This window comes from Sorangiineae bacterium MSr11367 (genome assembly GCA_037157805.1).
Taxonomy (GTDB): Bacteria; Myxococcota_A; Polyangia; order Polyangiales; family Polyangiaceae; genus Pendulispora; species Pendulispora rubella.
Map to the genome: position 1 here is coordinate 5,969,941 of CP089983.1, position 22,882 is coordinate 5,992,822.

Below are 22,882 nucleotides of genomic sequence, written 5' to 3' on the forward strand. Positions count from 1 at the left end.
TCAGGCGCGCCGCTGCTGCAAAAGCTCGATCAAGCCGACGAGAAGCTCCATGCGGCGCTCCTCGAGTTCCGGGTGGGGCAGAACCACGCGAGCCAACGACTCGCCGTCGAAAACGTGCACCAACGTGAAGAGAAGCGTCTCGAACAGCTCCGCCGGGATCGAATCGATGCCCGGAAGACGCGACGCCGTCGTGCGGATCGCCTGGTAATACCGACGAATCGTCGGCTCGAGCGCCGTTCGAAGCGGCACATCCGTGCGCGCCGCGACCAGAAGCTCGTACCACACCGAATTGATCGGCGTGCGGCAGGCATCGCGCAGCATGCGCATCGCTGCGTGGAGCGACGGCTCCTCGAGCGGCGCCTGCCAGAATCGCCGCTCGAACTCTGCGATCTGACGGCGGGCCACTTCCTCCGCCGCCGCGAGGATCAATTCGAGCATCGATGGGAAATGACGAAAGAGTCCGCCATGCGAAACTCCGGAGCGGCGGCACACCTCTTTCACCGAGGTGGCGGCATAGCCAACCTCGCGCAGCGAATCGATGGTCGCCTCCACCAGCTTCGCCATCGTGCTTTCACGCCGCTCACGCTGACTGCGACGAACCTTCGGCAATGTGATCTCTTCGCTCATGCGGCGCGCTCGCCTCCCCGGGTGGTAACTTCGTTGGTGCCCGACTGCTCTCGTGGATTGCCCGCTACGACCATACTGCCCTCGCCGACACGGAGAAAAGAGCCCGTACGGACGGTCTCCCCGTAGCCCGCGAGAAATTGCCCATTTTGATAAACGACGCGGCCCCCGACGAGGGTGGCCCTCACCGCGGCATCGCTTCGATTCACCATGCGCGAGAGCCCGCCGTACTCGGGTACCGGCGCCTCGTAATACGCGTCCACGCTCGCATCGAGCCCCGCGGGATCGAGCACGACGACGTCGGCGCGATCACCTTTGCGCAACGTGCCCGCGTGAATCCCGTACCAGCCACCGAGTTCGCCGGTGAGGCGGTGAACGGCCCGCTCCAGAGACATGAACGGGCTCCCCGCATCGATGGCCGCCTTCACCCGGCGCAGCATGCGAATGGGAAAGTTGTAAAACGCCATATTGCGAAGATGGGCGCCCGAATCGGCAAATCCCATTTGCACCGCCGAATCGGCCGCCAAGCGATCGAGCACCGGCGTGCGATGATTGGCAATCGTCGTTCGCCAGCGCACCTTGGTGCCATGCTCGACGACCAAGTCGAGGAACGCGTCCACGGGGTGAATTCCGCGCTCGTCGGCCACCTGCCCGAAGGACTTGCCCACCACCGACGCGTCCGGGCACTCGACGATGTGCGCGTCGTGGAAGTCGCGATGCCAGACGCGCGGGGTAAACTTCGCTTCGTAGTCGCGGCGGAATTCGCGGCGATATTTCGCATCGGTCAACAGGTGATTGCGCTCCACTTGCTCTTGAAGGTGCAAAGCCTCGCGCCCTGCGCCGAATTCCTCGAAGACGACCAAGTCGATGCCGTCGGCGTACACCTCGAAGGGCACCGGCAGGTGCTGCCAGCGGAAGTCCGCACCGGTGAAGCGATTGATGAACCGCGCCACCGCGCAGAGCGCGCGGACCAACAGCGGGCTCGATTTCGCGTCGGCCGCCGTGAGAAGCGTCGTCTTGAGCGCCTTGCGCCCGAACAGGGCCATGCTCTCCCAGAGAAAGCGCACCGCGTTCACCTTCGTGGTGATGTTCGGCGCGCTCTGGAGCACCCGGCCGGTGGCGCGCAGGATGCGATTGAACCTCTGGTACTCGCCCCAGCGGGCGAACGTCGAGGGCAACGACTTGGAGCGGTACCGGTCACCATCGAGCTTGTCCCAGGGGTTCGTCATCGTGGAGAGCCCGAGGAATCCCTGCGAAATCGCGTCGTCGAGCATCTGCTCCATCCGGCGCATCTCGTCCTCGGTGGGCTTGTCGTTCGGATCGACGGAGCGCCCGAGGCCCATCACGTGGGCGCGCATGTCCGAGTGGCCGAGGAACGCGGCCACGTTGGGGCCGAGGGGCATCGATTCGAGAAAGCGCACGTAGTCACCCGCGCTCTGCCAGCTCTTGTGGCGCTCGAGCAGCGCGAGCACGTAGTCGCGCGGCACCGCCTCGACGCGGCTGAAAAGATCGGCGCAGTCGAGCGCGGAGGAGTGCACCGTGCCGATGGAACAGCTCCCGAGAAACACGCTGGTCACGCCATGGCGCACGGATTCGCGCAGCCCCGGCGCGGCGAGGATCTCGGCATCGTAGTGCGTGTGGATGTCGACGAAGCCGGGCAGCACCCACTTGCCCTCGGCGTCGATGATCTCGGGACAGCCTTCCTCGGAAAGCGGCACCGAGGACACCGCCTCGATGCGCCCTTCGCGGATCCCGAGATGGCGCACGGCCGAAGGGGCGCCCGTCCCATCGAACCAGAGCCCGTTGCGAATGATGACGTCGTACCCGGTCTCCATTGGCCAACCTCTTGTGGCCCGATGCTAACGAGATAGAGACCGCTCGCAATCTTTTAATCAGCGCAAACGTTTCACCACGCTGAAATTTCTCAGGAATTCAGTCCGCTTCGTCCTCGAGGGCGCGGCTCGAGAGACTGATTGCGCCCTCCTCCACGGCCGACTGGACGATGACGGTGGCTTGCTCTTCCGAGTAGCCCAGCATTTTCCCGAGCCTCGTCAGCATCGTCTTTTCTGAGGGAAGCTGAACGCCGTCGGCATGCGTAATGATCGCCGCGTTGGTGAGGAGGAGCTCGCGATCCTCGGCCCCGAGCTGGTCCAGGGACATCGTCGTATCGAGCCCTCGCTCGCTGCGCACGAACTCCGCGAGCTCCTTGCGCTGCTCGGGGCTAACGGCATACCCGGAGATGACCTGGTCGACGATCTCGAGCTCCGCCGGGTCGGCATTTCCATCGACCCAGACCACCGCCGCGAGCGCGCGGATGACGTCGCGTTCGCGGTTCGACAGAGGACGTGGACGTGGACGACCGCCAGACCGGCCTTGCGAGGCCGGCGCTGAATTCGGCGACGCGCTCGGAGGAGGCGGCGGAATGGAGGCGCCCCGCTTGGCCGTCACCGAATCCAGTGCAGCGGCGCCCGAGGCTTGCTTCACCGTCGCTTCGACGCGCTCGATGCGGATCTCCACCCCTTCGTTCCGCAGTTGATCGGCCACGAACTGATGCACACCCGCCAGATCCGCGCACGAGAGGCGCGCCATGAGCTCGCCCCCGACGAACCGATGGCACTCGACGACCTCGGCGCGCGCGCCAATGACGTCGACCAGCTCCTCTTGACGCTCCGGTACCGCGGAGATGAAGACGAACGCCGTCACCATGATGACCTCCAGCCTCCATTATGCGCCGGAAGATTTACTGCAGGAAATCTTTGTCCCGCAGTTTCTTCGGAATGTACTCCTCCGTGATGAAGGAAATGCTCTTCGTGAGGAGGGCGTCGACCTCCATCTTGAAGCCGTTTTTCAGCAGCTCCTGAATCTCACGCTGCCACTTCTTGTCCTTGAACCAGGGGTACGCCTTCATCTGCTCGGCGCGGGAAATGTCTTCCTTCGAGAGCTTGATCTCGACCGCCTTGGGCAGGGTGAACTTCTTGTAGTCGAACGAGCTCATGCCCAAGAAGCGAACGCCCGGGACGGCCATGCGCATCGATTCGTAGGCCAGGTTGATCGAGCCCTGCTTGAGGACCGAGTAGATGTAGAGCCCCCACGGATCGTTATCGACGAGGACGTAGATGGGCAGTTTCAGCTCGGTGGCCATGCGCTGCAATAGCCGGCGCGACCCGCGGGCCGCCTGGCCCTCGGTGGTCATGAGGATGCACTTGTGCTTCTCCCAGAAGCGGTCTTCGTTGAGGCGGTGCCAGACGGCTTGCTTCTCGACGCAGAGGATGAACTCCGCCTTGTTGCGCACGAAACGGAGTTGGTCGTCCTCGCAGATGCTCGGAATGCCCCAGCCACCGCGCCCCATGCGGGTCAAATCGATCTCGTCGCCCGCGTCGTTGACCACGAGCGAGCCCACGACGAGGCCGCGCTTGTTGGCGAAGAGATGGAGCTCCTCGCGCAACGCGTCGATGCCCACCTCGAGATCTTCGATGATGGGATCGCTCTCGCTCTGGTCCTCGAAGGTGTTCTCCGAGCTGCCCTGGAGCGTATGCTTCGTCATGTAGAACATTTGACGGATGCTGACCGTCTTGCCCTCGTCGATCAGCGTCTTGCAGCCGCGCGCGATGAGGAAGGTCTGCATGAACTTGCGGGCCATCGACGTGTTGAAAAACTCACGCGATTGCGTTTTCTGGCCCAGCTCGATGATGCGCTTCTTCTCGTTGAAGGAGACGTTGGAGAGCGCGCGCATGCGGATGGAGAGCGCGGGGTTCTCCTTCTTCTCGACGGTGCGTACCGCCGATTGAGCGAGCTGCTCGATCTTGCGGAGCGTACGGACGTCCTTCTCGGTCGTCTTGGGCTTGGTCGTGGCTTTCTTGGCGGCGGCCATGGGTTGTTCTCCTTAGACCTGGGTCCGTAGCTCGGGTTTCGTGCGCTTCTTGGGGAGCGGGCCGCCCTTCTTGGGCGCGGCGGGCGGCGCCTTTTTGGCGGGTTCCTTCGCAGCGGCCGCCTTTGCAGGGGCTGCCTTCGCAGCAGGAGCAGCTGCCTTGGCAGCAGGAGCCGCGGCCTTCGCAGGGGCTGCCGGCTTCTTGGCCGGAGCTTTCTTCGCCGCGGCCTTCGGCGGCGGCGGCGGCTCGCTGGCATTGGCCGCGGGCGGGGGCTCGCTTCCGCCGGGAGAGCCTTCGCCATCCGGCTTTTCCGGCTGCTCTTGCGCCATGCGCACGAAGTTCGGCAGCGCGGAGTAGAACGACTGCTGCACGGCGTCCTTCGGCTTCGAGAGGATCGCCCCGATGGCCTCGGCCACCTCGGGAATGTAGCGCTGGAAGAGGTGCAAGCGCTTTTGCTCGCTCACGGCGCGCTCGCGGGCACGCAGGTGCGCACCCAGCTTGCGGCCGCACTCCTGCACGGCGAGCTTCATCTCGCGAAGCAGCTCGTCGTAATGGGCGACGGCCTCCTTCGCCTCGCTGGTGAACGGCACCCAGACGCTCGCCAAGTGCACCACCACGGCCAAGGGGCCGAGCGGCAAGGCTCCGCGGGGCTGCTGCAGCTCGTACGAGCGCCAGTTCGTATCGTAGATGGCCTCGCTGATGGCGCAGGCCTTGGGCTGGTACTGCAACGGCACCCGGTTGGCGAAGCGCATGACGTCCGCCGGATCGTCGTTCGGAAGCTCACCGCCGTAGGCGAGGCCGACCTCCACCACGAACGGGTTGCCGCGGTAAACCGACGGCGGGCGCGTGGTCGACACGTAAAAATCGGCCTTGAAGCGGCGTTTCAGGCCCTCGATGAGGAGGTCCTCCCCAATGGGCACGACGCACGACGCGGACGGCGCCTTGACCTTCACCTCGCCGAGAGCCTTGTGGAGGCGATCCACGTCGTCGCCCACGATGCTGGCGGCCGACGTCTTCGGCTTTACCTTGGCGAGCTCGCACACCTGTTCGGCCAGGGCCGGGCTGATGCGCGAGAAGTCGTCGATGAGCACCTGCTTCACCGATTTGCCCGGCGAATCGTGCAGCATGCGCAGGAGCATGCCCAGTTCGACACCGTGCGGGTGCGGCTTGATCTCCTCGGCCTCGCGCGGCAACTCGTTGGCCACGCGCGGGAACACGAGCACCTCGCCCTTGGGCGGGTGGAAGGTCAGGCCGAGGTGCGGGTTCGCCACCACGGTTTGCTCGAGGTAGGCCTCCACGCCGGTGCGGCCACCGCGGTAGGCGGCGACCAGCTCGATTTCGACCCGAGTACCGTGCTCCTTGTCCCACTCGACGATTTCGTCCTTGAGGACGTCGGGGTGGTTGCGCTTCGTGTCGATGCGCAGCTCGATGCGGTGCGCGGGTCGGCCCTTGCCGATCTTCGAGATGATGACCACGGGGCGCCCCGTGGTGAGCTGCCCGTAGAGGCCCGCGGCGCTGATGCCGATCCCCTGCTGCCCGCGCGATTGCTTCAGACGGTGGAACTTCGACCCATATAAGAGCTTCGCGAAGATCTTCGCGATCTGCGGTTTGACGATGCCCGGGCCGTTGTCCTCGATGGAAACGCGGAAGCGGGAGGCCCCCGAGGCGTTGGTGGGGTTGCCTACCTCCTTCACCTCGACGATGAGCTCCGGCAGGATGCCGGCTTCCTCGCAAGCGTCCAGCGAGTTGTCCACCGCCTCTTTCACGGTGGTGAGCAGCGCCTTGGCGGGGTTGTCGAAACCGAGGAGGTGGCGATTCTTCGTAAAGAACTCGCTGACCGAGATTTCGCGCTGGCGCGAGGCCATGGTCTCGGCGGTGGCCCTTCGCGCGGGGCGAGTGGGCGCTGCAGATGCTTCGGATTCCTCGACGGCGGGGGTCTCTTCGGATTCGATCCGCTCGCTGACTTTGGCGGCTCTTTTCGGCATAGGTGATAACTCCCGAAGGCGGGGCGCCTAAGGCGATCCCAGTCCAGGGAGCGGACGTAGCTCGTGGGTTGAACAAATGTCAAGCTCGTGACCCTTGCCCGCGATAGCCTGCGGGCGTGATCCGGCGACCCTTCGTCATTCTGATCCTGCTGACCGGGCTGAATCTTCTCAACTACCTCGACCGCTACGTCCTCTCGGCGGTCCTGCCGAAGATCGAGGCGGAGCTCGCACTGACGAAGCTCGTCGAGGGCACGGCCGCCACCGTGTTTCTCGTGGGTTACTTCGCGACGAGCCCGATGTTTGGCGTGCTGGGCGACCGCGGACGGCGCACGCGGCTGATGGCCCTCGGGGTCGCCGTGTGGAGCCTCGCGACCCTGTGGTCGGGCCTCGCGGCGGGGAAATGGTCGCTGCTCGCCTCGCGCGCCTTCGTCGGCATCGGCGAGGCCAGCTACGCGACCATTGCACCTACGATCATCGACGATCTCGCGCCCCCGGAGCGGCGAGGGCGATGGCTCTCCGTGTTTTATACGGCGATGCCCGTGGGCTCGGCGCTCGGGTACCTCACGGGTGGCTTCGTCGAGCATGCCTTCGGATGGCGGGCGGCCTTCTTCGTGGCCGGCGGGCCGGGCCTGATGCTCGCCCTTCTTTGCCTAGCCATCGTCGAGCCGGAGCGGCGGGTCGTGGCCAAGGCCAAAGAGCCGATGCTCACGGCCTTGCGCGACCTCTTTCCGCAACGCACCTACCGCCGCGCGGTGCTCGGTTACGCCGCGTACACGTTTGCCATCGGCGGGCTGGCCTTTTGGGCACCAACGTTTCTCTACGAGACGTTCCACCTCGATTTGAAGACCGCCAATTTCCGCTTCGGAATGGTCACCGTGATCGGTGGGGCGATCGGCACCGTCCTTGGCGGTTTCCTCGGGGACAGGGCCGCCAAGCAGAATCGCGGCGAGGGAGATCCGGACCGAAATGCGTCCGTCGGCTACCTCTCCGTCTGCGCATGGAGTGCAGCCGTGGGCGCACCGCTGACCGCCGCATGCTTCGTCGCGGACTCTGCGGGGACCTTCTTCAGCATTGCCTTGGCGTGCGAGATCGCTCTGTTCGTGTCGAGTTCGCCGATCAACGCCGCCATCCTGCGAAGCGTGCCCGAGGAGCGCCGTGCCAGCGCCATGGCCCTGAGCATCTTCGCGATTCATCTGTTCGGGGACCTCTGGTCGCCCCCTCTCATCGGAGCACTTGCGGATCAGTTCTCCATGCGCGCGGCGATGTTCCTCATTACGGTTGGGTTCGCTGTCGGCGCCATTATTTGGTTCGTGCCAGGCAAGCAGCTGAAAAAGCAAGCAAATCCCGCCAGTGCAAATTGACTCCGCTCGAGGCTCGCGTAGAGTGCGGCACTGTCCACCCGCGCACCTTGCTTCGCTACGCGCCAGCCTCGAACGGAGAATCATCCTATGCGACACGTTGTCTTTCTTGCCGCGACCGTCCTTGGCTTCGTCACCTCCGCGTGCGGGCATCGTTCATCGTCGCCTTCGTCGACGGCAGCCTCTCAGCAGACGACGGCCGCCTCGGCGCCGGCCAAGGCGAAGGATGCCCCCCTTCCCTTCATCGAGGACGACTACCCGCGGGCACTTGCCGAGGCCAAGGCGAAGAACAAGCCGCTCTTCGTCGATGGATGGGCAACGTGGTGCCATTCGTGCCTCAGTCTGAAAAGCTACGTGCTGACTGCGCCCGAGATGCGGGCCCAGGCTGACAACTTCGTCTGGCTCTCCGTCGACAGCGAGAAGGACCAGAACGCGCCCTTCTTCCAGAAATTCGGCCTCAGCGTCCTGCCGACGTTGTGGGTCATCGATCCGAAGACCGAGCAGATCTCGTGGAAGCTCGCCGGCGCACTCACCGCACCGGAGCTCGCCGCAGCGCTCGATGACGTGCGCAAGAAGGACGGAAACGCGGGCGAGGCCGAATCCGCTTTCGCCGATGGCGTTCGCGCCGACGCGCACAAAGACCCCGCGGGCGCGGCGCGCTTCTACGAGAAGGCGCTCGCCAAGTCCCCGCGCACGTGGAACCACCGCGCGGAGGCCGTTTCGGCGTACGTGACCGATCTGTCGGCGACCAAGCAGGCCGAGCGATGCGCCGAAGTGGCTGACCATGAAGCGCACGCGCTTCCGATGAGCACGTACCGCGTGAACGCCGCGGTGATCGGCGCGGGATGCGCGCAGGATCAACCGCAGGGTTCGCCCGCCCACACGCACCTCGCGCCGTTGGTCAAAGAGCTGACGGACATCGTGCACACCAAGGGCACGATCCTCGCCGACGATCGCTCGGGGGCCTTCGACGAGCTCATTTCCGCGCTCAAGTCCGACGGGAAGAAGGACGTGGCCAAGCAGATGGCCGCCGAATGGGCCGCCTTCCTCGAGGGCGAGGCGCAGCGTGCGCCCGACACGAAGGGCCGCGCGGTCTTCGACGCGCACCGGATGCTCGCGTACGTCGAGCTCGGCGATCCGGCGCGGGCCATTCCCATGTTTTCGCAGACGGAACGCGACTTTCCGGAGGACTACAACCCGCCGGCGCGCCTTTCCCGCGTGTATTTCGAGTTGAAACGCTACGACGAGGCTCTGGCTGCCGCATCCCGCGCCATCACCAAGGCATACGGCCCGCGCAAACTGCGGCTCTATCAGCTCAAAGCGGATATCGCGGCGGCCAAAAAGGACGCGCCGGCCGAACGCCAAGCCCTCGACGAAGCACTGCAATTCGCGTCCACGGTTTCGCTGCGCGAGGGGTACGAAAAGCTTCGCGCGCAACTTGCAGAACGCCGCGCGAAGCTCGGAAGCGGCGCGACGGCGCAGCGCTAGAGGCCAGCACCAGGGTGCAGCAGGGTGCACCAAGACGGTGCGACGGACGGCCGAGCAGAAAAGTCGACGCCGTGGGAATGAAAATCGTCGAGGTGTAAAAGGCGTTGGGGAGCGCGACGCGCGGTTGACCTCCTAGGCTTTGCTGCGCTACGAGCGTGTCAACTTCTCCCTTCTCAACCTCTCCCCACACTGCCGCCTTGCTCACTAGCTCTTGATGCGCTCGATCTCCGTTCGTACCGTCGATGCGCCTTCGCGGCGTGGGCAGGGATGCCGCCGCGTCCTGTTCGTCGCCATGCTCGCGTTCAGCGCGGCGTTGGCGATGCTTCTCACCGGTAGCCTTTCCTCGGTCGCGTGGGCGCAGGCGGGGCCCAAACCCGCGCCGGCTCCGCAAGCGAAGCCTGGGGCAGCCTCCCCCGCCGATGCAGGCGCACCGACGCCCAATGCAGGAGCGCCGTCGCCCGATGCAGATGCCGGCGCCGCAGCAGCCCCGGGCACCGCGCCCGCCGAGGCGCTGGGCCCCACCATCCGCATCCCGCAGACCGAGGGTGACAAGGCCGAGGGCTACAACATCATCGCCATCGAGGTGAGCGGCAACCGCAAGACGACGAAGGACGAAGTCCTCTCGTACTTGAAGGAAAAGGTTGGCCAGCCCTTCAAGATGGAAACGCTCACCGGCGACGTGCGCGCGCTCTGGGACGCGGGCTTCTTCGACGACGTCGAAGTCGACCTCACCCGCGGCGACCGCGGCGTCACCCTGCGCTTCCTCGTGCGCGAGCGGCCGAACATCAAGGCCATCGAGTTCTCGGGCAACGACGAAATCGAGACCGACAAGCTGACCGAAGGCATCGAAGTCAAGGCGAACACGATCCTCAGCGTTCCGGCCGTGCGCCGCAGCGTCCAGAAGATCAAGGACATGTACCAGGAGAAGGGGTACTTCCTCGCCGACGTCGACTTCACCATCGATGCGCAGCGCGAAAACGAAGTCATCGTCAAGTTCAAGATCGTCGAGCACCAGCAGGTCACCGTTCGGCGCATCACCTTCATCGGCAACGAGAACGTCCCCGAGAGCGAATTGCGCGAGGTGATGCAGACGGGCCAGGGCTCGCTGTTCTCCTTCGGATCGGGCGGCCCGTACCGGCAGGACATGTTCGAGCGGGACGTGCTCATGATGAGCGCGCTCTATTACGACAAGGGCTACATGAACGTGCAGATCGGTACTCCGCGCGTCATGCTCACGCCCGACCGCGAAGGCATCGAGATCACGCTCGTGATCCACGAGGGCCCGCGCTTCAAGATTCGGCAGCTGCGCGTGTTCGAACGCGACGCAGACGGCAACGAGGTCGAGCCGCTTGGCGGCCGCCGCGCCCTCCGCCAATTGATCCGCGCCCACAGCGGCGACTGGTTCAACCGCGCCGAGGTGGTGAAGGACCTGCAGGCCGTGCGCACGCTCTACCGCGATGCCGGCTACTACAGCGTGGAGGCCGATCCGGAGACGGAGCTCGACAGCGTCAAGCGCGAGGTCGACATCATCATCCCGATCAAGCGCGGCCCCCTCACCCGCATCGAGCGCATCGAGATCAAGGGGAACACCAAGACCCGCGACAAGGTGCTCCGCCGCGAGATGGAGATCCAAGAGGGCGCGCTCTATTCGGAGACCAAGCTCGAGACGTCGAAGAAGCGCATCACCGCCCTCGGTTACTTCGAGCGCGTCGACGTCACGCCGGAAATTGGCTCGGCCCCGGATCGGGTGACCATCTATTTCGAAATCGCGGAGCGCGCGACCGGTACATTCCAGGTCGGCGCCGGCTTCAGCTCGGTGGAGAACTTCATCGCCACCGCGCAGATCCAACAGGCAAACCTGTTCGGAAACGGGCAATCCTTGGCCCTGCAAGCGCAGATTTCGAGCTTGCGGCAGATCGTCAGCGTCCGCTTCTTCGAACCGTACTTCCTCAACTCGGACTGGTCGATGAGCACCGAGCTGTTCAATCAGCTCTACGTGTTCAGCGACTTCTCGCGAAGTTCGAACGGTGCATCGCTCACCTACGGCTACGCGCTGGTGCAGCCGTGGCTGCGTCTGTCGCTCACCGGCACGGTGCAGTACGACAAGGTCAATACGCAGAATACGACGACGTTCTTCGGCAGCACGTCGAGCGTCATCAACACCTTCCCTCGCCTGCCGCTGGCCAATCTGTTCAACGACGGCCGCACGATTTCGCTGCGCCCCGCGCTGATCTACGACACACGCGACAACCGACTCTTTCCGACGTCGGGTATCTACCTGCAGTTGTCGACGGAGTTCGCGAACTCGGGATTGGGCAGCGAGGTCGAATACCTGCGCCACCGCTTCTCCGGGAACTTCTATTACAACCTCGGTGGCAGCACCGGGCAGCCGGGCTCCGGCTTCGTCCTCAAACTGAGAACGGAGATCGGCTACATCACCAGCCCGAGCGACGCGGGCGTGCCGATTTACCAGCGCTTCTTCCTCGGCGGCATTCTCGACATGCGCGGGTACCGGTTGAGAACCATCGGTACGCGTCTTCCGCTGAACCAGACGCTCGACCCGAATGCGACGCCGATCCCCAACGGCGCGAACATCGGCGGTAACTTGCAGGCCTATTCGAACTTGGAGCTCGAATTCCCGATCATCGACAAAGTCGGTATTCGCGGCGTCGTCTTCTACGACATGGGCAATGCGTGGAACACGGAAGACCAGTTCTGCAAGACCACGCCCGCCCCGCAGTTCCCGGGCGTGGTGAGTCCGTGCTTCTCCGGCTCGAGCCTGCTCCACGTGCGCACCAGCACCGGCTTCGGTATCCGCTGGTTCTCACCCCTCGGACCGCTGCGTTTCGAGTGGGGCTTCCCGCTCTACCGAATCTTCAATGAAGAGACGTCGGTGTTCGAGTTCACCATCGGCAACTTCTTCTGATGAAGTTACGAAGCTGACAGCGGGCGTTGGCGCAATAGCTCGACCACGATGTCGCGGAAGGCGGTCAGCTTCGGGGCCGGGTGCTTTTGGCTCGGGTACACGAGGTAAACGCGGCTCGTCTCGGCGACCAATTGCGGCAACAGACGCACCAAGGTGCCGTTGACGACTTCGGGGTCGCCAAGAAACGAAGGAATGGCCCCGAAGCCCGCCCCCGCCTTGAGCGCCTCGCGCGCGAACGACATGTCATCGCACAAGACGCGCACCTCCGGGGTGATGCGCGTCTTCGGCGGTGAATCGGTGAGCTGCCACTCGCCCGCCGCCATTTCCTGCAGGTGCATCGCGCCGCGGTAGGAAACCCAATCGTGCGCGCCGAGATCGCTCGGTGCGCGCGGGGTGCCTCGGCGCGCGAGGTACGAGGGCGAGGCATAGAGCTGGATGCGGATGGTACCCACCCTGCGAACGACCAGGCTGGACTCGCGCATCATCTTGCCCCTGGTTATGCGGAGGGCGAGGTCGAATCCGTCCCGCACCAGGTTGACCACGGAGTTCGACAAGTGCACCTCCACGCGCGCCGCGCGGTAACGCGATGTGAAGCGCGCGACCGATTCCGCGAGCACGGCGCCGCCAAGATCCACCGTGGAGGTGACCCGCAAGATGCCCGAGGGCTCCTCCTCGCGCTCGGGGAGCTCGGCGAGAGAACGCTCCAGTGCCGACAGCGAAGGAGCGAGGCGCTCGTACAGCGCGACACCCGCGGAGGTCGTGGACACCTGCCGCGTCGTTCGATGGAACAAGCGAACGCGGAGGGACGCCTCCAACGCGGAGATCGCGCGGCTCACCGTCGAGCGGGGCGCATCGAGACGGGCAGCTGCCCCCGAAAAGCTCCCCGTTTCATGCACGGCCACGAAGGCGCGCACCAGGTTCAAATCGATTGTTCCCATGCTGCACCACAGAAAGCAGATTTTGGCGCATTGTACCATGGCAGCAACGACCCAAGATTCAGCGCATGACAACGTCAGCTCTTCTCGTAACCGGCGCGTCCGGACAGCTCGGGCGCCAAGTTCTCGACGATCTCCTCGCCCGCAAGGTTCAAGGTTCCATCATTGCCACCACCCGCAACCCGGAGAGTCTCGCCGCCTACGCGGCCAAGGGCATCGAGGTTCGCCAGGCCGATTTCGAGGGGGATCCGGGCGCGCTGGCCAAGGCGTTCTCCGGCGCATCGCGCGCGCTGCTCATCAGCACCGACGCCCTCGACAAGCCGGGTCGCCGGTTGGCCCAGCACCGGGCAGCCATCAAGGCCTTCGAGGCCGCGGGGGTGAAGCACGTGGTCTACACGTCGCTCACGAATCCGTACGCCGAATCGCCGATCCTGATCGCGCCCGATCATCGCGAGAGCGAGGCGGCGCTCGCGGCTTCGCGCCTCGAGTTCACCGTGCTGCGGAACAACCTGTACATCGACCTGCTCGTGGGCTCTCTGCCGCACGTCCTCGCCTCGGGAAAGCTCGTCGATGCGCGCGGCACCGGCGCGACGGGATTCGTCACCCGGCAAGATTGCGCACTGGCCGCTGCCGCCGCGCTGTCATCCCCGTACTCGGGCCGCCGCACCCTCGAGATCACCGGCCCCGCCGCCGTGACGAGCGCTCAAGTGGCTACCTGGCTGACCGAGCTCTCGGGCAAGCCGGTGCAGCACGTCTCCGTGAGCCCCGAAGCGTTCACCGCGGGCCTCATCGAGCACGGCCTGCCGGCACCGCTTGCGGCGGTGATCGCCTCGTTCGACGTGGCGGTGACCAAGGGCGATCTTGCCGTGGTGACCTCCGCGGTGAAGGAGCTTACCGGCCGCGAGCCGCAGACGGTTCGCGATTTTCTCGCGGCGCAGAGGGCAACGTTCAATTGAACGCACCAGCTCTCGAGCCATGGCCGTGCGAGAACCGCGGCAGCGCGACGAAACCGGCGAGACCGGCGCGACGTGTGGTTCTCAGAGGAAGGATCGCCATAACGTCTGGCGATCCTTCCTCTCTCCAAGGGCAAGGGCGCCGGCCCCGCCGGGCTTGTCCCGCTGCCGCTGCTCGACAGCTACGCGTCTACGAACCAAAGCCCCCCGTCGGATGATGCGTTAGCTGAGCTCCCCGAACACCACCTCACCGCCGAGCACGGTGGCCCGCACCCGCGCCGATTGCAGGCGATCGGCCGCTGCCAGCGGGCCATCGAGCACCACGATGTCGGCGCGCTTTCCCGCCTCCAGCGTCCCGCATCGATCAAGCGCACCGCATGCTTCAGCCGCGGTGCGCGTGTACATCGTGAGGGCCTCGTCGAGATCGATGCGCTGATCGGGCTCGTGCACGTGCCCGCCGCCCGTGCGCCGCTGCACCGCGGAGCGGATGCCGTCGAGCGGATCGAAGCTCGCCACGGGGTAGTCCGAGCTGCCCGCGACCTTGATCTTCGCGTCGAGCAGCCAGCGCAAGGCCGTGTTGGCGAGGCCGGGAATGCGCGCGGCCGTGCTCATGGCGGGCAGTGAAAGAAAATGCGGCTGCGCGACCACGAGAACGCCAGCATCGGCCATGCGCGCGACGAGATCGCGCGAGAGGAATACGGCGTGCTCGATGCGCGGGGCGCGCTTGCGGGACAGGGCGCTCCCCGTCGCCTCGTACGCCGAGACGGCGATGTCCACCGCGTCGTTGCCGATGGCGTGCGTCGCCACGGCAAAACCGCGCTCGGTGGCCGCCCGGATGATCGCGCGAGCCTCCTCGCGGCGGTAAATGTTGATGCCCGTGCGAACCCCCGTGCGGCCGAAACGCAGTCGGGCCGACGTCATGGTCCTCATCGAGTCGAACGAGCGCTGGCGCAGTCCCATGGCCAGCGTGTTCACGAGCGCACCGGCCATCTGCCGCCAGCCGACGCACATGGCGCAGACCGGCGCGCCGTCGAAGATCAACTTGAGCGCGCCCACGGTGAGCAACCCCTCTTCCTCCCCGGTCACCGGCCCGTCGAGCACGTCCCACGGTTCCTCGAACGTCCCGCGCGCGGAGACCGGCATCATCACGGTCGGCACTCGGAGAAAGCCGCGCCGCGCGGCCTCCCGATAGAGCACCATCAAATCCGCGGGCACGGCCGCATCCGCGATGCGCGTGATGCCCGCCGCCAGCAGCGCCCCGTGGTGCTGCCCCAGGCGCGCGAAAAAGTCTTCGGCCTGCGCCTCGGTGTGGGGCACGCGCGCCGCGATCTCGACGCGGCTGATACCGCGCTCGATGAGCAGTCCGTCGGGCACCCCGTCGCGCCCTCGTGAAATGAGCCCTCCCGAAGGATCCGGCGTGTGCTTGTCGATGCCCGCCGCTTCGAGAGCGCGGCTGTTCGCCAGCGCCCGATGGCAACTGTAGTGAAACGCCAAGAGCGGCCGATCGGGCACTGCATCGTCGAGCTCGCGGCGTGTCGGCGCACGTCGCTCGACCAGCACCGATTCGTCCCACCCCTGCCCCAAGAGCCATTCGCCCGGCGGCAACTGCGCCGATGCGGCCGCAAGCGCCCGTTGCAAATCGCCGATGGTGCGCACCGCCGGAGGCCGCAGCTGCACGCCGCCGTCCATGAGCGTGGCCAGAAAGGCATGGTGATGCGCATCGACGAAGCCCGGCAGAACGGTCGCGCCGCCCGCGTCCCAGATCGTCGCGTCCGCGCTCGTCACCTCCGCGAGTGTTCCCACCGCAACGATTTTCCCATCGCGCCACGCCACCGCGTCCGCGCGGCGACCCGAAGCATCCATCGTGCGAACATCGGCGTTCTGAATCACGTGTAGGGCGGTCATGCGATGCGTCGATGGTAGAATGAAACGCCGCCATGGGAACGCTCTCGATTCGCCTCGTTGCATTGGCAACGTTCGCCCTGACCACCGCGTCCTGCGCACGCACCGCACCGCCACCGGCCCCCGCGCCGGTCACCACGGCGGCAAGTAGCGATCAAGCGATCCTGCTGACGATTTTCCTACGCCACGACCAGACGAAGACGCTCGCGCAGATCAAAGAGCACCTCGCCAAGACCGAGTTCACCCAGAATTTCCCGCCGCCCGGCGTGGAAGTCGTCTCGTGGTACGTGATGATGGGCATCGGCCAAGTCGTCACGTTGCGGGTCCCGCCCGACAAGCTCCGCGAGGTCAACCTCGCCTGCGAGCAACGGGCCTGGGGTGCCTACCGCACCGAGTTTTACCCCACCTACGACTATCGCGCGATCCACGAAGCCGATCGCCAAAGGCTGCAAATCACCAAGTAACCCCCCCCGGGTTTCGTCACGACTCAGTCGAGGCAGCAGATCTGCTGGCCGCACTCGATTTTGCCCTTGGCGTACACGTTCTGGCAGGTGCTCTCGGCGGCGCATGCTCCGCCAATCGTGGTGCACGGCCAATTGTGCTTCACCTCGGTGCCGTTCTGCTCGACGGCGGGAGCGTTGTCGCCGGTCGAATCCTCGCTCGACGCGCTACAGCCCGCGACGACCAACATGGCGAACAACATGACGGAAAGCTTCTTCATGGCAGAACTCCTTTTGGAAGAGCTTGCACCATAGAATGGCGACCTTTCGACCGCAAGGTCGGTGTCCGAAGAACATTACCCTGCCATCGAACGCGCAAACGCCGGACGCGCCATACAGCGCCCGACCCATTCCGTTGCGCGCGGCCCCATGGGCAAGCCCGCCATGCGCAGGCCGAAGGCTGCGTTGCCCGCAACCGTCACGTCCGCGAGCGAGAAGGCATCGCCCAAGATGTACGCGCGGCCCTCGAGCCGTGCCTCGAGAAGCGACGCGTTCTGCTCCCACTCTTTGCGCGCTTGCTCGCCAATCCAGGCGACACGTTTCTCCGGCGGAAGCAACCCCGGAAAGTGCGACGCGCCATCGTGAAGCGCGAAATAACGCGCGCCCTGGACGAGTTCCACCAAGCCCCACACGGACCACGAATACGCCTCCGCGCGCGCAGGCGAATCGGCCTTGGGCCAGAGTCCTTTTTCCACGCCGTATCGTTCGCCAAGATGGAAAAGAATGGCTAGATTCTCGAAGATCTTCGCTTCGCCATCGACGAGTGCAGGCACCTTGCCGTTAGGATTGATCTTCAAGTAATCCGGCTTCTTTTGATCGCCGGCACGCAGATCCAGCTTGACCTTTTCGAACGGAATCCCGAGCTCTTCGAGCGCCCAAAATGCGCGCGTCGCCGAACTCATGGGTGCGTAATACAAGGTGATTGCCATATCGCTCTCCTCGCCATCATGGGTACCGAAACGGCGGGAGAAATAGTAGGAAGAAAGCCCAAATGTCGAACGACGACATCCCGACGACCAACATGAATCAGCGCGTCCCGGTCTCCATCCAGGACGAGATGCGCACGAGCTACCTCGACTACGCGATGAGCGTCATCATCGGGCGCGCCATCCCGGACGCGCGCGATGGGCTGAAGCCCGTCCACCGGCGGATTTTGTACTCGATGTACGAGCAGAAAATCCTCCCCGGCAGCGCGCACCGCAAGAGCGCCACCGTGGTTGGAGACGTGCTCGGTAAGTACCACCCGCACGGCGACGCCAGCGTCTACGACGCCATGGTGCGCCTCGCGCAGGATTTTTCCATGCGCTACATGCTGGTGGACGGCCAGGGCAACTTCGGCTCCGTCGACGGCGACCCGCCGGCCGCGTACCGATACACGGAAGCGCGCCTCTCGCGCATCTCGATGGAGCTCCTGGCGGACATCGAGAAGGAGTGTGTCGACCACGCCCCCAACTTCGACGACCGCCTCGAGGAGCCGACGGTGCTCCCCGCGCGCATCCCCAACCTGCTCATCAACGGATCGGGCGGTATCGCGGTCGGTATGGCCACGAACGTCCCGCCGCACAACCTGGGCGAGGTGCTGGACGCGACGGTCCATTTGATCCGCAACCCGCAAGCGCCCATCGAAGAGTTGATGCGCTTCATCCCGGGGCCGGACTTCCCCACCGCAGGCCTCATTTACGGCCGCACCGGCATCGAGCAGGCGCAGCGCACGGGCCGCGGATCCATCGTGATGCGCGCCCGGATGAACGTCGAGAAAGCACCGGGCAAGGGTGAGCGCGAGCTCATCGTGGTCAACGAGATCCCGTACCAGGTGAACAAGGCGCGCGTGCACGCCAAGATCGGCGAGCTGATTCGCGAGAAGAAGATCGAAGGCATCAGCGAGGTGCGCGACGAGTCCGACCGCGATGGCATCCGCCTGGTCATCGAATTGAAGCGGGACGTCGTCCCCCAAGTGATGATCAACCAGCTTTACCGGATGACCGATCTGCAGACGAGCTTCGGCGTCATCAACCTGGCCATCGTCGCCGGCCGCCCCGCGGTGCTCAATTTGAAGGAGACGCTGGCCGTCTTCATCGAACACCGCCGCGACGTCGTCACCCGCCGCACGCGCTTCGAGCTGCGCCAGGCGGAGGCCGCACGCGAAATCGTCGAGGGTCTCGGCATGGCGGTGACCGACGTGGACAAGGTCATCAAGACCATCCGCGCCGCACGCGATTCCGACGAAGCCAAGACGGAACTGCTCAAGCTCCCGCTGGTGGGCCTCGAGGCGTTCGTGCGCCGCGCCGGCCGCCCCGAGGAGGAAATCGAAGCGGCGAAGGCCCGCGGCGAGTACTTCCTCTCCGAGCGCCAGGCTAAGGCGATCCTCGAGATGCGCCTGGCACGCCTCACGGGCCTCGAGCACGAGAAGCTGGCCGCCGAGTACGGGCAGTTGAGCGACACGATCGCGCGCCTGCAGGCGATTTTGGCGGATGAAAAGCTGCTCTTCGACGTCATCGTCATGGAGCTGGAAGAGATCCGCACGAAGTACGCCGACAAGCGCCGCACGGAGATCGTGGCCAGCGATGCGGACATCCAGGACGAGGACCTGATCCAAGAAGAGGACATGGTCGTCACCATTTCCCACGCGGGCTACATCAAGCGGACGAGCACCAGCACGTACCGCGCGCAGCGCCGCGGCGGAAAAGGCAAGATCGGCATGGAGGCGCGGGACGAAGACTGGGTCACCCAGCTCTTCGTGGCCTCGACCCACGCCTACGTCTTCTTCTTCTCCGACAAGGGCAAGGTTTACGTCAAAAAGGTGTACGAGATCCCGCTCGCCGCGCGCAATGCGAAGGGCCGCGCGATCATCAACTTCGTCGGCATGGAGCAGGGCGAGAAGGTCGCCGCCATCGTCGAGGTGCCGAAGATCGAGCCCGGCAAGTTCGTGGTGACGCTCACGCGCCGCGGGCAGATCAAGAAGAGCGAGCTGACGGACTACGAGAACTTCCGCGAGAAGGGCATCATCGGCGTGAAGATCGAGGGCGACGATCAGCTGCTCTCGGCCGCGCTCACCGACGGCGAGCGCGAGTTCATCATCGCGACCAAGCAGGGTATGTCCATCCGCTTCGACGAGAAGCAAGTGCGGCCCACCGGGCGCGCCACCATGGGCGTGAAGGCCATCGAGCTGGTCGACGACGACACCGTGGTGGGCATGGGCGTGACGCAGCCGGATCGCCCGTACGTGCTCGCGGTCTGCGAGAAGGGCTACGGCAAGCGCACCCTGCTCGACGAGTTCCGTTCGCAGAACCGCGGCGGCAAGGGCATCATCCTGATCGACGCCAGCGAGCGCAACGGGCCGGTGGTCGACGTCATTCTGGTCAAGCAAGTCGGCGACGAGGTGATGCTCATCACCGACCGCGGTCAGATGCTGCGCACCAAGGTGGACGAGATCCGCGAGACGGGCCGCAACGCCCAGGGCGTGCGCATCATGAGCGTCGACGGCGAAGAGCGCGTCGTCGGTCTCGAGCGCCTCGAGGAGAGCTCCGCCGACGAGAATGCGGAAGGCGGCAGCATGCTTCCGCCGCCGCCGGACGGTACGGTCGAGGGCGGCGCCGAGCCTCCGAGCGAAAACGGGAGCCCCGACGACGGCGGAGCCCCGCCCGCATCAACCTTGAATTGACGATGGCCGCTGCGAAAAAGAAGGCGGCTTCTCGCTCTCCCGCGGCGAAAAAGACGTCCCGGCTCCCTCCTGGGGGAGCCAAGAAGGCCGCCCCGTCCAAACCGGAAAAGCTCGACGTCTTCCGCCGCCTGGCCGAGTACCACGCCGACGCGCACTGCGAGCTCGATCACAAGAACGCGTTCGAGCTGCTCTGCGCCACGGTGCTCTCCGCGCAGAGCACGGACGTCGCGGTAAACAAGCTGACCCCTGCCCTCTTCGCGCGCTACCCGGATGCCCAATCGATGGCGTCCGCGAAGCCCGAGGACCTCGAGGAGCTCATCAGCCGCATTGGCATGTACCGGCAAAAGACGAAGAGCCTCCTCGCGCTTTCGCAAGGCATCGTCGAAAACCACGGCGGTGAAGTGCCGCGCACCCTGGCGGAGCTCACCAAGCTCCGCGGGGTCGGCCGCAAGACCGCCAACGTCGTCCTGGGCGTCGCCTTCGGCACCCCCGAGGGCGTCGTCGTCGACACCCACGTGCAACGCATCTCCCAGCGCCTCGGCTGGACCAAGAACCAAGAGCCGCCGGAAATCGAGCAAGACCTCTGCGCCCTGCTGCCCCGCAGCGAATGGGATCACGCGAGCCACGTGCTCATCTTCCACGGCCGCCGCGTCTGCGGCGCCATCAAGCCCAATTGCGAAGGCTGCCCCGTCAACGACGTCTGCCCTTGCGCCTTCCGCGCCGAGCAAGTCGGCCGCAAAGCCGCCCGCGCCCGCTGAAATACACTGGATAGCCGGCGCCCTCTATGGAGCGCCGGCATCCGGCTATCCTCGTCGACGGCGAATTACGGCGTGACGATGGTGAGCTTCGGTGACGTGGTGAGCGTGCCGGTCACCGTACAGCCACCTGCGAGGGGCGCGTTGTTGAAGGTGAGCGAGCCCGCGGCATTGTCATACGTGGCAACGACCGCGCTGGGGCCGCACGCGCCCGCGAGGCTGTTGACCGTCACGTTCTGAATGGTGACTTGCGTCAGCGAGTCCGCCTTCACCGCCCACGGGAAACCCTGGGCCGCGAGGCTGTTGCAGACCGATCCGCCGCTGAACGTCGCCGTGGTGACCGCGCCGCCGCCATTGGCGTCCGTGGCGCCGCCGAAGTTGGCGTTGCAATTGAGGGTAATGCCACCTTTGACGAGCGTGCTTGCACCGGTCGCCGAAAAGTTCGTCGATACCGGTGTAAGGCGGAAGGTCGCATCGGTATCGTCCGACGCAAAAGCGCCTAATGCCAACACGGATCCCAAGGCGATGGCTTTGATCGCGTACATTTAGATTACCTCCGTCGGAACGCAACGTCGCACATCTCACGTGCGCGTGTCTCGTCATTAATGTACGAACATTCATTTCATGATTCGATTTTAACGAAATTAAAGTAGCCAGTCAGAGCTCAATGGGTCGCTATCCGAATGGCTATACGTTCGGAAGGATGTCAATCAGAGTCTCTCGACCGGATGGGCTCTACTTTAAAATGCAGAATCAAATGACATTCGACACGGCGCCAGGCATTTTTGCCCGGCATTCGTCATCGATTCGCGACGTCGAGCGACCGCCCGCTCCCCTTTGGGTCAACGAAGTTGGCAATGACGCTTAGCGGTATATGCTTCGTTGGCGCGTTATGCGGCGCGCAAATCTGACAAGAAATTTAGAAATCACCAACAAGTGAGGAAAACGGTCATGGCTTCTATGGCTTGCAAAACAATCAGGTGCGGCGCGGCACTCGGAGTGGGTGCACTCGCCTTTTCGCTGGCATTCGTAGGATGTTCTTCCGATGACACGTCGACCCCGACAGGTGACGGGGGTAACAAAGATACGGGCACCGGCAACGACGCCGGCCCCGGCGTCGACTCCGGCCCGCCGGCCCCGGGAATGGTGACGCAGAAGGGCATCATTTCCGACTATCCCCCGGGCGGCGGAGAGGGCGTCGTGGGGGCCACAATCGATGTCGGAAACGGCCACACCGCCACGACGGTCGACAAAGCAGGGACGACCCCCAAGGGCTCCTATTCGCTCGCCGTGCCGAAAGACACGCCGTACTTCATGCGAATTTCGAAGGCCGGATACACCACCTTGATCGAGCAAGAGTGGCTGGTGACCGGCGACGCCAACCGCGGCAAGAGCGTGTTTCCCGACAAGCAGGCAACCTCGTTGCTCGTTCAGGTCATTCAGGGCAACCCATCCTTCCCGAAGGCGGACCCGCAGAAGGGCGTACTCGCCGTTGGCCTCATCAAAGGAACCTGCGCCACGGAGGGCGGCGCGACGATCCGCGTCGAGCCGGGCACGAGCGCGCTGTTGGCCGACGACGCAGGAACGGATGCAGGGTCGGACGCCGGCACCGACGGTCCGAAGGTCGTCTACCTCACGAGCGCGGCCTTCCCGGATACGTCGGCCCAAAAGACGCAGGATGGCGCAACGACCCCGACGGCCATCATCTACAACGTCCCGCCCGGCAACCGCTTCAAAATCACGGTCGAGCACCCGACCTGCAACGTCGAGCCCTTCCCCTTCAACGACCCGGCCGCCCCGGCCATCAAGTACACCGGCAACATCGTCGTCGAGCCGCTCGGCAACCCGGCGGAAGACGGCGGTACGAACGTGTCGACGTTCGCGCGCATCCTGCTCTCCAAGAAGCCCTGAAACGCAAAACGCCAC

The 22,882-nt window shown here is 65.0% G+C and carries 18 protein-coding genes; 8 read left to right on the forward strand and 10 right to left on the reverse strand.

The window, feature by feature from the left end; translation table 11 throughout:
- From LVJ94_22725 to LVJ94_22745, 5 genes are all read right to left on the reverse strand, one after another.
- Complete coding sequence (locus LVJ94_22725) at positions 1 to 627, reverse strand: TetR/AcrR family transcriptional regulator (GenBank protein WXB10028.1); 627 nt, start codon at positions 625 to 627, stop codon at positions 1 to 3.
- Positions 624 to 2,459: an amidohydrolase family protein gene (locus LVJ94_22730; protein WXB10029.1), complete on the reverse strand. Its 1,836-nt coding sequence runs from the start codon at positions 2,457 to 2,459 to the stop codon at positions 624 to 626. The genes LVJ94_22725 and LVJ94_22730 overlap by 4 nt, the downstream gene beginning before the upstream one ends.
- A gap of 97 nt (positions 2,460 to 2,556) precedes the next feature.
- Positions 2,557 to 3,330: a TerB family tellurite resistance protein gene (locus tag LVJ94_22735; GenBank protein ID WXB10030.1), complete on the reverse strand. Its 774-nt coding sequence runs from the start codon at positions 3,328 to 3,330 to the stop codon at positions 2,557 to 2,559.
- A gap of 34 nt (positions 3,331 to 3,364) precedes the next feature.
- Positions 3,365 to 4,495 carry a DNA topoisomerase IV subunit A gene (locus tag LVJ94_22740; protein ID WXB10031.1) on the reverse strand — a complete coding sequence of 377 codons (1,131 nt, stop codon included), beginning with the start codon at positions 4,493 to 4,495 and terminating at the stop codon, positions 3,365 to 3,367.
- Positions 4,496 to 4,507: 12 nt separating this feature from the next.
- Positions 4,508 to 6,478, reverse strand: coding sequence for a DNA topoisomerase VI subunit B (locus LVJ94_22745; GenBank protein ID WXB10032.1), 1,971 nt, complete (start codon positions 6,476 to 6,478; stop codon positions 4,508 to 4,510).
- A 116-nt stretch (positions 6,479 to 6,594) separates the two neighbouring features.
- Between LVJ94_22745 and LVJ94_22750 the strand changes: the two genes are divergently transcribed.
- The 3 genes from LVJ94_22750 (at position 6,595) to bamA (ending at position 12,250) form a co-directional block, all read left to right on the forward strand.
- A complete protein-coding gene (locus tag LVJ94_22750) occupies positions 6,595 to 7,839 on the forward strand; it encodes an MFS transporter (GenBank protein ID WXB10033.1) in 1,245 nt (414 codons plus the stop codon).
- An 87-nt stretch (positions 7,840 to 7,926) separates the two neighbouring features.
- Positions 7,927 to 9,324: a thioredoxin family protein gene (locus LVJ94_22755; protein ID WXB10034.1), complete on the forward strand. Its 1,398-nt coding sequence runs from the start codon at positions 7,927 to 7,929 to the stop codon at positions 9,322 to 9,324.
- Positions 9,325 to 9,538: 214 nt separating this feature from the next.
- Positions 9,539 to 12,250, forward strand: coding sequence for an outer membrane protein assembly factor BamA (bamA, locus tag LVJ94_22760; GenBank protein WXB10035.1), 2,712 nt, complete (start codon positions 9,539 to 9,541; stop codon positions 12,248 to 12,250).
- Positions 12,251 to 12,255: 5 nt separating this feature from the next.
- On the opposite strand, the gene LVJ94_22765 is transcribed toward bamA, so the two are convergent.
- Positions 12,256 to 13,188 (reverse strand): LysR family transcriptional regulator, encoded by a 933-nt coding sequence (locus tag LVJ94_22765; protein ID WXB10036.1) that lies wholly within the window; start codon positions 13,186 to 13,188, stop codon positions 12,256 to 12,258.
- Positions 13,189 to 13,253: 65 nt separating this feature from the next.
- Between LVJ94_22765 and LVJ94_22770 the strand changes: the two genes are divergently transcribed.
- Positions 13,254 to 14,141 carry an SDR family oxidoreductase gene (locus LVJ94_22770; protein ID WXB10037.1) on the forward strand — a complete coding sequence of 296 codons (888 nt, stop codon included), beginning with the start codon at positions 13,254 to 13,256 and terminating at the stop codon, positions 14,139 to 14,141.
- Positions 14,142 to 14,360: 219 nt separating this feature from the next.
- Here LVJ94_22770 and LVJ94_22775 read toward each other — a convergent pair whose 3' ends face one another.
- Positions 14,361 to 16,043: an amidohydrolase gene (locus tag LVJ94_22775; GenBank protein ID WXB10038.1), complete on the reverse strand. Its 1,683-nt coding sequence runs from the start codon at positions 16,041 to 16,043 to the stop codon at positions 14,361 to 14,363.
- Positions 16,044 to 16,075: 32 nt separating this feature from the next.
- On the opposite strand from LVJ94_22775, the gene LVJ94_22780 reads away from it, so the two are divergent.
- Entirely contained in the window at positions 16,076 to 16,504 is a 429-nt protein-coding gene (locus LVJ94_22780) for a hypothetical protein (protein WXB10039.1), read from the forward strand.
- A 23-nt stretch (positions 16,505 to 16,527) separates the two neighbouring features.
- Here the strand turns inward: LVJ94_22780 and LVJ94_22785 are convergent, their stop codons facing one another.
- Both LVJ94_22785 and LVJ94_22790 read right to left on the reverse strand, forming a co-directional pair.
- The gene (locus LVJ94_22785) at positions 16,528 to 16,761 is read right to left on the reverse strand and encodes a hypothetical protein (GenBank protein ID WXB10040.1); all 234 of its coding nucleotides are present in this window, start codon (positions 16,759 to 16,761) and stop codon (positions 16,528 to 16,530) included.
- 75 nt (positions 16,762 to 16,836) lie between these two features.
- Complete coding sequence (locus tag LVJ94_22790) at positions 16,837 to 17,469, reverse strand: glutathione S-transferase family protein (GenBank protein WXB10041.1); 633 nt, start codon at positions 17,467 to 17,469, stop codon at positions 16,837 to 16,839.
- A gap of 62 nt (positions 17,470 to 17,531) precedes the next feature.
- On the opposite strand from LVJ94_22790, the gene gyrA reads away from it, so the two are divergent.
- Positions 17,532 to 20,201, forward strand: coding sequence for a DNA gyrase subunit A (gene gyrA, locus LVJ94_22795; GenBank protein ID WXB10042.1), 2,670 nt, complete (start codon positions 17,532 to 17,534; stop codon positions 20,199 to 20,201).
- A 2-nt stretch (positions 20,202 to 20,203) separates the two neighbouring features.
- Complete coding sequence (gene nth, locus LVJ94_22800; GenBank protein ID WXB10043.1) at positions 20,204 to 20,959, forward strand: endonuclease III; 756 nt, start codon at positions 20,204 to 20,206, stop codon at positions 20,957 to 20,959.
- 65 nt (positions 20,960 to 21,024) lie between these two features.
- On the opposite strand, the gene LVJ94_22805 is transcribed toward nth, so the two are convergent.
- Positions 21,025 to 21,501 carry a hypothetical protein gene (locus LVJ94_22805; protein WXB10044.1) on the reverse strand — a complete coding sequence of 159 codons (477 nt, stop codon included), beginning with the start codon at positions 21,499 to 21,501 and terminating at the stop codon, positions 21,025 to 21,027.
- Between the two features lie 454 nt (positions 21,502 to 21,955).
- Between LVJ94_22805 and LVJ94_22810 the strand changes: the two genes are divergently transcribed.
- On the forward strand, positions 21,956 to 22,867 hold the full coding sequence (locus LVJ94_22810) for a hypothetical protein (GenBank protein ID WXB10045.1): 912 nt from the start codon (positions 21,956 to 21,958) through the stop codon (positions 22,865 to 22,867).
- Positions 22,868 to 22,882 lie beyond the last annotated feature (15 nt).

What these genes read in the sequence shown, in the direction of transcription:
- LVJ94_22725 (WXB10028.1), bottom strand. Translation starts at nt 627, where the DNA reads ATGAGCGAAGAGATCACATTGCCGAAGGTTCGTCGCAGTCAGCGTGAG.
- LVJ94_22730 (WXB10029.1), bottom strand. Translation starts at nt 2,459, where the DNA reads ATGGAGACCGGGTACGACGTCATCATTCGCAACGGGCTCTGGTTCGAT.
- LVJ94_22735 (WXB10030.1), bottom strand. Translation starts at nt 3,330, where the DNA reads ATGGTGACGGCGTTCGTCTTCATCTCCGCGGTACCGGAGCGTCAAGAG.
- LVJ94_22740 (WXB10031.1), bottom strand. Translation starts at nt 4,495, where the DNA reads ATGGCCGCCGCCAAGAAAGCCACGACCAAGCCCAAGACGACCGAGAAG.
- LVJ94_22745 (WXB10032.1), bottom strand. Translation starts at nt 6,478, where the DNA reads ATGCCGAAAAGAGCCGCCAAAGTCAGCGAGCGGATCGAATCCGAAGAG.
- LVJ94_22755 (WXB10034.1), top strand. Translation starts at nt 7,927, where the DNA reads ATGCGACACGTTGTCTTTCTTGCCGCGACCGTCCTTGGCTTCGTCACC.
- bamA (WXB10035.1), top strand. Translation starts at nt 9,539, where the DNA reads ATGCGCTCGATCTCCGTTCGTACCGTCGATGCGCCTTCGCGGCGTGGG.
- LVJ94_22765 (WXB10036.1), bottom strand. Translation starts at nt 13,188, where the DNA reads ATGGGAACAATCGATTTGAACCTGGTGCGCGCCTTCGTGGCCGTGCAT.
- LVJ94_22770 (WXB10037.1), top strand. Translation starts at nt 13,254, where the DNA reads ATGACAACGTCAGCTCTTCTCGTAACCGGCGCGTCCGGACAGCTCGGG.
- LVJ94_22775 (WXB10038.1), bottom strand. Translation starts at nt 16,043, where the DNA reads ATGACCGCCCTACACGTGATTCAGAACGCCGATGTTCGCACGATGGAT.
- LVJ94_22780 (WXB10039.1), top strand. Translation starts at nt 16,076, where the DNA reads ATGGGAACGCTCTCGATTCGCCTCGTTGCATTGGCAACGTTCGCCCTG.
- LVJ94_22785 (WXB10040.1), bottom strand. Translation starts at nt 16,761, where the DNA reads ATGAAGAAGCTTTCCGTCATGTTGTTCGCCATGTTGGTCGTCGCGGGC.
- LVJ94_22790 (WXB10041.1), bottom strand. Translation starts at nt 17,469, where the DNA reads ATGGCAATCACCTTGTATTACGCACCCATGAGTTCGGCGACGCGCGCA.
- gyrA (WXB10042.1), top strand. Translation starts at nt 17,532, where the DNA reads ATGTCGAACGACGACATCCCGACGACCAACATGAATCAGCGCGTCCCG.
- nth (WXB10043.1), top strand. Translation starts at nt 20,204, where the DNA reads ATGGCCGCTGCGAAAAAGAAGGCGGCTTCTCGCTCTCCCGCGGCGAAA.
- LVJ94_22805 (WXB10044.1), bottom strand. Translation starts at nt 21,501, where the DNA reads ATGTACGCGATCAAAGCCATCGCCTTGGGATCCGTGTTGGCATTAGGC.